The sequence below is a fragment of the uncultured Sulfuricurvum sp. genome, from assembly GCF_937936435.1.
GTDB lineage: Bacteria > Campylobacterota > Campylobacteria > Campylobacterales > Sulfurimonadaceae > Sulfuricurvum.
Genome location: NZ_CALDDG010000086.1, coordinates 22,322 through 32,043 on the forward strand (window position 1 = coordinate 22,322; position 9,722 = coordinate 32,043).

General features: G+C 45.8%; 8 protein-coding genes. 1 reads left to right on the plus strand and 7 read right to left on the minus strand.

Going from position 1 to position 9,722, the window contains the following annotated elements:
- Nucleotides 1-55: 55 nt before the first annotated feature.
- The gene (locus Q0389_RS08965) at nt 56-2,020 is read right to left on the minus strand and encodes an NACHT domain-containing protein (RefSeq protein ID WP_298693607.1); all 1,965 of its coding nucleotides are present in this window, start codon (nt 2,018-2,020) and stop codon (nt 56-58) included.
- Entirely contained in the window at nt 2,007-3,161 is a 1,155-nt protein-coding gene (locus Q0389_RS08970; protein ID WP_298693609.1) for an ATP-binding protein, read from the minus strand. The genes Q0389_RS08965 and Q0389_RS08970 overlap by 14 nt, the downstream gene beginning before the upstream one ends.
- Before the next feature lie 131 nt (nt 3,162-3,292).
- Between Q0389_RS08970 and Q0389_RS08975 the strand changes: the two genes are divergently transcribed.
- A complete protein-coding gene (locus Q0389_RS08975; protein ID WP_298693611.1) occupies nt 3,293-6,136 on the plus strand; it encodes a helicase-related protein in 2,844 nt (947 codons plus the stop codon).
- On the opposite strand, the gene Q0389_RS08980 is transcribed toward Q0389_RS08975, so the two are convergent.
- The 5 genes from Q0389_RS08980 to Q0389_RS09000 form a co-directional block, all read right to left on the minus strand.
- Nucleotides 6,066-6,689, minus strand: coding sequence for a DNA-binding protein (locus tag Q0389_RS08980; RefSeq protein ID WP_298693612.1), 624 nt, complete (start codon nt 6,687-6,689; stop codon nt 6,066-6,068). The two genes, Q0389_RS08975 and Q0389_RS08980, sit on opposite strands and share 71 nt — an antisense overlap.
- Complete coding sequence (locus tag Q0389_RS08985; RefSeq protein WP_298693614.1) at nt 6,686-7,645, minus strand: HD domain-containing phosphohydrolase; 960 nt, start codon at nt 7,643-7,645, stop codon at nt 6,686-6,688. The genes Q0389_RS08980 and Q0389_RS08985 overlap by 4 nt, the downstream gene beginning before the upstream one ends.
- Before the next feature lie 10 nt (nt 7,646-7,655).
- Nucleotides 7,656-8,153: a YajQ family cyclic di-GMP-binding protein gene (locus Q0389_RS08990; RefSeq protein ID WP_298693616.1), complete on the minus strand. Its 498-nt coding sequence runs from the start codon at nt 8,151-8,153 to the stop codon at nt 7,656-7,658.
- Nucleotides 8,154-8,272: 119 nt separating this feature from the next.
- Nucleotides 8,273-8,980, minus strand: coding sequence for a 2Fe-2S iron-sulfur cluster-binding protein (locus tag Q0389_RS08995; RefSeq protein WP_298693618.1), 708 nt, complete (start codon nt 8,978-8,980; stop codon nt 8,273-8,275).
- Nucleotides 8,980-9,117 (minus strand): hypothetical protein, encoded by a 138-nt coding sequence (locus tag Q0389_RS09000; protein WP_298693620.1) that lies wholly within the window; start codon nt 9,115-9,117, stop codon nt 8,980-8,982. The genes Q0389_RS08995 and Q0389_RS09000 overlap by 1 nt, the downstream gene beginning before the upstream one ends.
- Between the last annotated feature and the right edge of the window lie 605 nt (nt 9,118-9,722).

A 9,722-nucleotide genomic window follows, 5' to 3' on the forward strand; every position in this document is an offset into this window, starting at 1 on the left:
CGAAAGTTTATCAAAATAAAAAATACGTTCGCCTTAGGATTTACAACTGGCTGTTTTATGAAAGAGAGCCGTATTTCTCCTCATACTCCCGAATCCGTTCCAATACATCACTGACACTCTCGGTGAGTTCACTTCCCATTTTTTTGTATTCCTCATCTTCTCCCATAAGGTTCATAAGCGCATACCAAATCGGTTTATAGATGTCTTTAAACCGGAATTCTTCTCTTTCAAAGATTTTTTTGGCTTGATAATATTGACCTTTAGCAATTAATAGAATCAAGTAATCTTCAATCTTTAGATCATATTCTTGTTCATTGGAATTGCACCATTCAATGAATTCAATATAGCTTTCTTCAAATTTTTCACATTTCAATTTCATTAATGCCATCGAATAGTGACCATTAGGTAACATACTGTTATGAATATCAAACATTTCATCGTAATTTGTTTTTGAATACTGCTGAATGATTTTATCTTGAGCAAGATGCAGCTCATCAATTGATATTTTTGCTATGAGCTGTTTTTCCATTATCTCCAACAGGTCTTTTATTTCCTTAACATTTTTAATTTTTTTAAATACATCTTTTGCTTTTGCTTTTTCATCTTTTTGTACTAATTCAAGTGCTTCTCTCATTAACATTACATCTGATTCCGTTAAATCGTTTGCTAAATTAGGCTCTATTGCAGATAAATATTGCTTAACTTTCATTTTTAAAAAATATTCAATATCAACTCTAAGACCTGTATGACATAATGCTTCCGCCATATGAAATGCATGATTCGGACTAACCTCTTTTGTCGTCAGCGATTCTATCAGTTGTCTTGCCCGCTCTTCAAGTTCTTCTTTGGAATACCACGATTCGAGAAATTTCACCAGCCACTCAACCCGCTGACGATCTTTTTTCCGTCCATAGCGCATCAGATACCAAATATTAAAAAACCGTTCTTTGATCTTGTAAATCTTATTTTTCCCGATTGATTCGGATTCGATAATCTCATATTTTTCGAGCTGCTTGAGCTGTGAGGAGATCGCCTTACTCTCCAGTTTCGTTTTTTTTGCGATCTCACGGGTGAACATCCCGTCCCAGTTCATCGCGATGGTATGGACAATCTCCTGCAGTTGCGGAGGCAAATCATCCATACGATGTTTATAAAGCGGTGTTACCTCATCGAGAATCTTGAGAAGATCGTCAAATGCATTTCCACCATCATCCATTAAGATATCAAAGAGCATCACAAGCGTACGCGGTACTCCCCCCGTCAACCGTCGGAGTGTTTCAATACGTGCGGAATTGGTTCGGATGAGTGTCTCTATCTGCTCTTTTTGATCCTCTTTGGCAATAGCGCGGAGAAAAGTATGGGCTTCGGATTCATTAAACCCGCGCAGTTTGATGATCTTGAAAAACTGGTAAAACGGTTTGTCGTACTTGTGGTGCTGTTCCAGCATATCGGTTGAGCCGCCGATGATACGAATCGATGAGGAGCTGAGCAATATTTCACGGAGTCTTCGCTGTTCTTTGATGCTTAGTTTCCCGATCAACTCGTCGATGTTATCGATCAACAATAGCAATTTTTTCTCTGATTGTATAACGGTAGTTTCAAAGAGGGTAAAACTCTTTAGCTCATAATCCTCATCCTCAAAATGCTCTTCCATTTTATCGAGTATATCGGGGAAAATCTCAGGATAAACACTTTGAAGATAATCCGCAACCTCTTCCCACAATCGGCTAAGAGAGCGGATTTGATACTGCTCTTCAGAAAATTTGACGGGGATAATACGATCTGAAAGCTCAGAAGAGTTTTTTACCTCAATCAATAACTTCCGCAATAACGTCGTTTTACCCTGTCCCCGTTGGCCGATAATGATGTAGTGCTGCTGCGGAACGGCATAGTTTGCCGATGTTATATCCGTGAAAATATCGTTAAATATATCGGTACGGACAACAAACCGAGAAAGAAATTCTCTCTCTTCCATCTCATCAGGGGTGTATTTATATCGTGAGTAATTAGTTAGCGACATTGTTATACCACCACATTCGTAAAATCGGAGAGTTGAATCGGTAAACTTTCGGGTCATCATTGTTATTGATATATCCATCGTATACAAGCGTATGGACAATCTCTTTGGCTATATCATGATCCAAATCGTGTTTGCTAATTAGGTTAGAAATAGCGGATGATTTGATCGTATGTTTGTCTGATATAATATTTAGAACCTCTTTTGCGAAGTTATAACCCGTCGGTTCAAATGCTTCTTTTAGCTTGCTTTTCCAATGTTCAAAGTGATTTTTATGTTGAAGTGCCGCAGTAATAGCACGATCAATGTTCTCATTTGTAAGCGCTTCTTTATCAATTGCTTTCGCCTCTTGCAGAATAAGCTGGATATAAAAAGGGATCAGCCATTCGATTTTATCTAGCAAATTCCGAATAACATCGCCCTCAACTCTCATCCCCTCCGATAAAGCATAAGTAAAAGCTGAGGCATCTTCACGAAGTAAAGGCGGTATTTTGATACTGTTAAGGTCATTAATCGATTTAGTGGCACCGATGCGTGCGGCGACCCCTTCAAGCCCGATTGATCCTGCATAAAGAAATGTTACTTTTTCCAATATTTTTGGATTTTGTCGTAAACTCCGTGCGGTTCGCAAAAATGATTCGGCTTGCTCCTTGCTCTGATATTTAATGATATTTTCTACCGCTTGGGCAAATTCATCCACCATGATAATAAGCTTTTTATCTATTTGCAATTCCGTTACAAATTTTTCAAATGCCGCTGCGTAATCCAATGTTGCTCCGTCACCGAATTCGATCCCGGATGTCGAAACTTTTCTTATTTTCCCTGCTAACTCCCGTAATGAAGTTGCCAATTTTGCGGTATAGCGATGCGTTTGAGAAATAAACGTTTCACTTGTTAGTGTATTAAATAGCTTATGCCAGAATTCATGTTCATTATCTGCTGATTCTACATCGACAAACGCAACAGCATATCCTTCGCGCGGTTCATCGTATATTTTATACATAACGGAAGTTTTGCCGACGCGTCTCGGAGCTGCAATCAATATGTGTCCACCGGATTCAATCGTGTTCCAAATACGATTTATCTCAGTATCTCTCGGCCAAAACTGTTCTGCACGCGCTACCTGTCCGACACATAATTGCATTTTAGACTCCTTGACAAAATATTTATTGTCATTCTATCTGACAAAATTTTTATTGTCAACATATCTGACAAAATTTTTATTGTTATATTAAGCGAGAAGGAAATATTAGGAGAAAAAAGATACACTCTCTTATGGCAAAGAAAAAGAAAAAAATGATCAAACTCAATCAATCCATCCGCCATTTTTTCGGCGATGAAGGATTTGATGAAGGGATAGAGCGGGTTCCGACCGAATCACTCATCGCTCTGGCTCATACCCTCGGGATTTTTAACGGTACGACCGATAAGCCCACACTTGTTAAAACGTTCCGACGGCTCTGGTCTGAGGGAGAAACCGAGATACGCACCCTCATCGTCGATTTTTTTCGCAACGAAGGGCGTATCTATCCCAATCCGAAACCCAGAGAAAAACCGCACGAGAGAGAAGATAAAATCGATGAACTTCTCGAAGCGTTTGAACTAAGCGCGGATGAACGCCGGGCGTTGCACGCCTCGTTTATCGATATCCGTACCCGAAAAATCACCCCTGAAAAAATCGCCGCCAAACTCGAACATATCCGTTACGTCCGCAAACGCGAACAACTCGAAAAAGCGTTGGAAGGTAAATTCGATTTCGATGACACCCTCGAATATTACGCACCGATACACTATACGCTGGGAGAGGAATCTTTTAGTAAAATCCACATCCTTAAAACCGCTCCGCTGAACGAAAAGCGGCTGCATGAAGAGAGCATCGAGACTCTGGTTCCCGAAATCACGGAACTCAAAGCGGCACTAACACACCAAAAACAGCTTCAAACGGATGCGTTTTTGGCATCGCTGAATCTCTCCTCACACCGGTATCTGAACCGTGAGCAAATCATCAGTTCGCTCAAAAGCGCTCCCCCTTCCGTCCAAACCTACGGGACACTCAGCAGCGAGATTCTTCGCGGTGTCTTGACCCGACATCTACACGTATCCCTCACCTCCGGCGGGACGGACGACTTGATTGTAGAGATCGACAAAGAGCTCCCGCTGCCGTTTCGCACCGAACCGTTTAAGTACCGTTTTTCCCTCCATCTTGATGCCGCGGAAATCAGCCGCCAAATCTGGAATGAAGAGGATCTCGTCATCGCCTCCATGATCGAAAAGCAAAGTGCCGAAGAAGAACACGCTTTTCTCGGAGAGCTCAATTACCTAATCGATGAATGCCGTACCCGCTCCAAACTTCTCGATCTCCGCGACGAAGATTTGTACCTCATCGTCTATGAACTTCTTATCCCTTATCTGGGCGAGATTCCTCATATCAGCGCCAAAACGTCCCGAAGAGTCCTCTTTTCGTTCGATCAGCGGATCGCCAACGAACTGCTCAAACGGCAGCGACAGGAACTCCTCGGACGCAGTATCCGGGACTTTAAAAATCTTTTCCCTCTTGCCCGCTCGCTTCGCCGCAAACTGGTATTCCACATCGGCCCGACCAACAGCGGAAAAACCTATACCGCATTCCAAAACCTCCGCATGGCAGGGACGGGATATTATCTCGCTCCGCTGCGTCTTTTGGCACTGGAAGGGTATGAAACCCTCAAAGAAGAGGGTGTAAGCGTCTCGCTCATTACCGGGGAAGAACAGCTCCTCGACGAAGATGCCACCCACATCAGCTCGACGATCGAGATGCTCAATTTCGAAGTGGAAGTCGATTGCTGCGTCATCGACGAAGTACAAATGATCGGAGACCGAGACCGCGGATGGGCTTGGGCGAATGCCATCATCGGCGCTCCTGCCAAAACGATCATCATGACGGGATCGGAAAATGCCCGTGAAGCGGTCACCGCATTGGCCGAGTATCTGGGCGAACCGCTTGAAATCATCGAATTTCAGCGCAAAAATCCGCTCGAGCTGCTCAAAACCCCTACACCTATTGATGCCATTCAACCTAAAACAGCAGTTATTGCTTTTACCCGTGCCAATGCCCTGCGGCTCAAACAGCAACTTTCCAAAACCTACCGCACGAGCGTTATCTACGGCAATCTGAGTCCTGAAGTGCGCCGCGAAGAGGCGAGACGTTTCCGTGAGGGGGAGACCGATATCCTCGTCGCCACCGATGCGATCAGTATGGGATTGAACCTGCCGATCAAAACACTCCTCTTCTCCAAAGCCGATAAATTCGACGGCCAGAATCAGCGCACCCTGAGCGCCGGAGAGGTTCAGCAAATCGCCGGACGCTCCGGACGCTACGGACTAAGTGAAAAAGGGTACGTCGGGGCACTGAGCGCCGATGTGCTCAAAACGATCTCTTCGCTCTTTAACCGCCCCGCACAGCCGGTCGCCATTCCGTTTAACGTCATGGCGAATTTCGATCACATCATGCTCGTCTCGACGATTCTGGAAGAGAAATCGCTTTCGGCGATCATTGCGTTTTTTGTCGATAATATGAAGTTTGAGGGGCCGTTCCGTGCCGCCAATCTCGAATCGATGAGCGAAGCATCCGCCATCGTAGACCGTTATGATCTGGATATGCGGACGAAATTCACCCTCGCCACCGCACCGCTCTCGACCTCATCGCCGCTGGTCATGGCGGCATTCGAACGGTATGTGCGCGCGCTGGAGCAGAAAAAACCTATCGCTTTCATTCCGCCGCAGCGGCTGGGGAGCTACGCCCTCTCGATGGAAGAGCTTCAGGATGCGGAAGATCGGATCAAAGAGATATCGCTCTATCTGTGGCTCTCGTATCGTCTGGGCGAATTTTTTATCGATGCCGAAAAAGCCCGCTCTTTCCGAGGAGAGCTCAACCGTTTTATCGAGAATTCATTGCAGCAAAGCCACTTCGTCCCTCGATGCAAAACCTGCGGCAAACCGTTACCGCCGCAAAGTGAATTTGCGATTTGCCAAAGCTGTTTCAATCAGCTCAACCGCAGTAAACAAGTGCCTAGAAGCGCAATAAGTCCGAGTAATCGTACTGCGAAGGATTCAAGAAAATCTTTTCATCACGGACGCTGAGACGTTCGTCATCGTCTTCAACAGCCGCTTCAAAACGGCTTTTGATCTTTTTTTTCTCTTTGTCTTTGATCCGTTTCAATTTCAAAAACGATTTTAACGTGATCCATGTATCAAGTTCTTCTCGCTCGCTCTCGACGACATCGGCATTGATTGCCTCCTCCATCACGGCATCGGTATTCACATGGGAGAGGAATTTGGTCGCAACAACGTGCAGAACGCTCCGCAGCTGGGCATCGCGTTCTTTGTAAATCTGCTCGACTTTTATCCGTTCATCGATCAGCATCTGCTCGCGCTGATCCCGTAAACGGGTAGTTTCTTGCTCCAACGTCTCGACACGCTCGCGTAGCCGTGTATTCTCCTGCTCGATATACTGCGTATAGCGGTTGTCAATAGAAACATGACTTTCCGAAGCACTTTTATCCGGTTCTACGGCAACGTATTTTACGCCGTTCTCGACGATGCAGTCCAACGAACCTCTTCGAATACGGTTGTGAATCGCCTCTTTGGAAACTTTAAAATACTCTGCGGCATCGGCAATCGTCATCTTTTTCATTGTTTTCCTTCTACCTGTTTTCGTAACATCCGGATGAAAGCATCTACCATACCCATGTCCAGATGATCCGACATCTGCTGTTTCATCAGCAACAACGATTCGAAAGAGCTCATCGGGTCTTTATACGAGCGCTTGGTCGACAACGCATCAAATACATCACACGTACCGATAATGCGGGCAAACTGGCTGATTTGATCGCCTTTGAGGTTATCGGGGTAACCCCCTCCGCACATCTTTTCGTGATGATGGCGGATTCCGGTCAAAATCCGCTCGTCGGTAATCCCGAGTTTTAGCGCGATTTCATGTCCGTACGCAGGATGATGTTTCATTTGTGCAAACTCTTCATCGGTGAGTTTGCCGTTTTTATTGATAATCTCGTAATCGATTCTGCTTTTTCCCAAATCGTGTAAGATAGCCGCCATCCCCAACACTTCGAGATCTTTTCCGCTGATCCCTAAAAATGAGCCTAAACTCAACGTATAGATACTGACATTGATCGAATGGGTATGGGTGTAATAATCGTGTGCCGTGATCTTCATCAGCGATTCGACGGCACTGCTGTCATGCAAAATAATTTCGATAAAGTTATTGACGACAGGCTGGACGTTTTTAACATTTTCGAGAGATTCGGGATTTTTAAACATCGAATCAATCGCTTCGGTCGCTTTTTCATAGACCAAACGGGCCTTTTGCTCTGTCGGAATCTCATCGTTTCGAGCGATACTTTGAAGATGGCGGGCGACATAGGCGTTGTATTGCGCTTCCTCTTCTTCACTGACGTAGAGCATTTCGATTTCGCGCAGCTTTACTTTGGCATTGCCGTCAACCGACGTATCGCTTTGCAAAAACAAACTCATCGCACTCTTCGTCTCATTAGGAAGAAAAAGATTGAAATCGATTTGCGACCCTTCGGTGATGAGCCGTTTATCGATAAGCTTATACTTTTTTTGACGCATTTAATGACTCTTAGCGAAAATTATCGAATACAAGCGGGGCTTCCCACTCCATCGCTTTGATGGCCGCCATGATTTTTTGAAGTTCGTCGATTTGTTTGGATTTGACGCGGATATGTTCTCCCTCAATCGCCGCCGTTGCCTTGGTTTTCAGATTTTTGATTTCGGCAACGATTTTTTTAGCCTCTTTGGAGTCGATCGTATCGACGATCTTGTACGTTGCCTTTCGGCTCCCGCCGCTGGCGTCTTCGGTTTTCAATTCATTAAGCGCTTTGGAAGAGAGCCCCCGTTTGATCAGTTTGGCGATGACAATGTCTTTGAGGGCATCGAGTTTGTTATCACTCGATGCGAGCAGAATCAGCTGTTTTTCTTTTTCGCGGTAATTGATCTCATACGTAATCCCTTTGAAATCGTAACGTCCGATCACCTCTTTTTCGGCTTGGGCAATCGCGTCTTTAAATGCTTGAAGATCGATTTTTGCGGAGATGTCGAGTGAGTGTTCTGATGCCATACGTGTCCTTCTTGATACGCTATCGGAATCGATTCCGATCGGTCGCGAATATTCTCTCTCAATTGAACTCGCAACGGCGTATTTTTTATAACAGTTAGTATAACACACCAAAACCTTATCTAAAACATCGGTGAGCCGAAATCAAGCCCTCCGCCGAATGCGGCAGCGGCATTCGGATCACTGTATCCCATCATCGCACTTTTCATCCGCAGCATCGTGATGTCCTGTTTGGGTGCGATATGCTGTGGACAAACCGGAACACATTCGCCGCACAAAGTACAGTCCCAAATCCCGTTTGTCTGTACTGCCGCTATTTTTGCGCCGCTGCTCTCTTCGCGCACATCGTTGACGTAACGCCAAACACGGGTGAGGGCAAAAGGACCGATAAAATCGGGATTTACCGCATATACCGGACAAGCGCTGTAACATGAAGCACACAAAATACAGTCGCTTTGAGTGACGATGCGGTTTGCTTCCTCTTCGCTAACAGGGCCCTCGTGCGGCTTTTCGCTCCAGCCGTTTGCCGTTTGGTTAAAACGCTCGACAAACGAGGCGTCGACGACCAAATCTCGGATAACCGGAGCGTTACGGATCGGTTCGATCAGATCGCCCTCGGAGGGTTTGTATTCGCACATCAATACTTCCCGCCCGTTCACTCGCACCGCGCAGCTTCCACAGACGCCGCTGCGGCATCCGTGCGAATAGGTCAATGTCGGATCGATCTTGGTTTTGACATGGTTCAACACCGTGAGCAGCGTAACATTCTCGAAATCTACCGTATAACTCTGCACCTCTTCCCGGCCGCTTCGTACAATTTTAATTTCCATCAGTCGCACCACTCCTGCTCATATTCTTCATCCTCATCTTCGTAAGGGTCTTCGCAACACCCTTCCTGCTCAGAGCCGTTCTCGTCATCCCACGTTTTGTCGTCGCCTAAAGCCTCTATTGCATGAAATCCGCACATAATACTCCGTCCTCCTTCCATGTGATCGTATGGGCACCGAACATCCGGTCGTTCCGTTCGGGAGCGTCGATGCGGTAGTGCGCCCCTCGGCTCTCTACCCGGCTGATCGCGCTGACAACAATAATCTCGGCCAATTCGACCTTATTGCCGAATTCGATAAATTCCACCAGATTGGTGTTACAGATTTTCGATTTGTCCCGAGGCCCCATAAACGGAAGTTCTTTTTGCATTTGGCGAATCGCTCCTAGCACCGCTTTGAGCCCCATATCATCCCGAACCAAACCGACGTTGTTATAGAAGATATTGGCAAGCATCTCCTGTTTTTGGTAAAAATCGATCTGATTCGTAAAATACATCACACCGCGCACAAAATTCTGATCTTTGGCAAACTGCGAGCTTTCTCTATCCGCCAGGGGATGTTTTTCACCGTACTCCGCCGCTTTGGCTCCGGCATGGCGACCGAATACCACAAGTTCCAGCAATGAGTTTCCGCCCAAACGGTTCGCTCCGTGCGTTTTGTGATTGGCACATTCACCGACGGCAAAAAGCCCCTTCACGCAGATCGGAAGAGCGTCGTGTAGGGAAAGAGTGTAGATCTCGGTGGT

What these genes read in the sequence shown, in the direction of transcription:
- Q0389_RS08970 (WP_298693609.1), bottom strand. Translation starts at nt 3,161, where the DNA reads ATGCAATTATGTGTCGGACAGGTAGCGCGTGCAGAACAGTTTTGGCCG.
- Q0389_RS09000 (WP_298693620.1), bottom strand. Translation starts at nt 9,117, where the DNA reads ATGTGCGGATTTCATGCAATAGAGGCTTTAGGCGACGACAAAACGTGG.
- Q0389_RS08980 (WP_298693612.1), bottom strand. Translation starts at nt 6,689, where the DNA reads ATGAAAAAGATGACGATTGCCGATGCCGCAGAGTATTTTAAAGTTTCC.
- Q0389_RS08975 (WP_298693611.1), top strand. Translation starts at nt 3,293, where the DNA reads ATGGCAAAGAAAAAGAAAAAAATGATCAAACTCAATCAATCCATCCGC.
- Q0389_RS08965 (WP_298693607.1), bottom strand. Translation starts at nt 2,020, where the DNA reads ATGTCGCTAACTAATTACTCACGATATAAATACACCCCTGATGAGATG.
- Q0389_RS08990 (WP_298693616.1), bottom strand. Translation starts at nt 8,153, where the DNA reads ATGGCATCAGAACACTCACTCGACATCTCCGCAAAAATCGATCTTCAA.
- Q0389_RS08995 (WP_298693618.1), bottom strand. Translation starts at nt 8,980, where the DNA reads ATGGAAATTAAAATTGTACGAAGCGGCCGGGAAGAGGTGCAGAGTTAT.
- Q0389_RS08985 (WP_298693614.1), bottom strand. Translation starts at nt 7,645, where the DNA reads ATGCGTCAAAAAAAGTATAAGCTTATCGATAAACGGCTCATCACCGAA.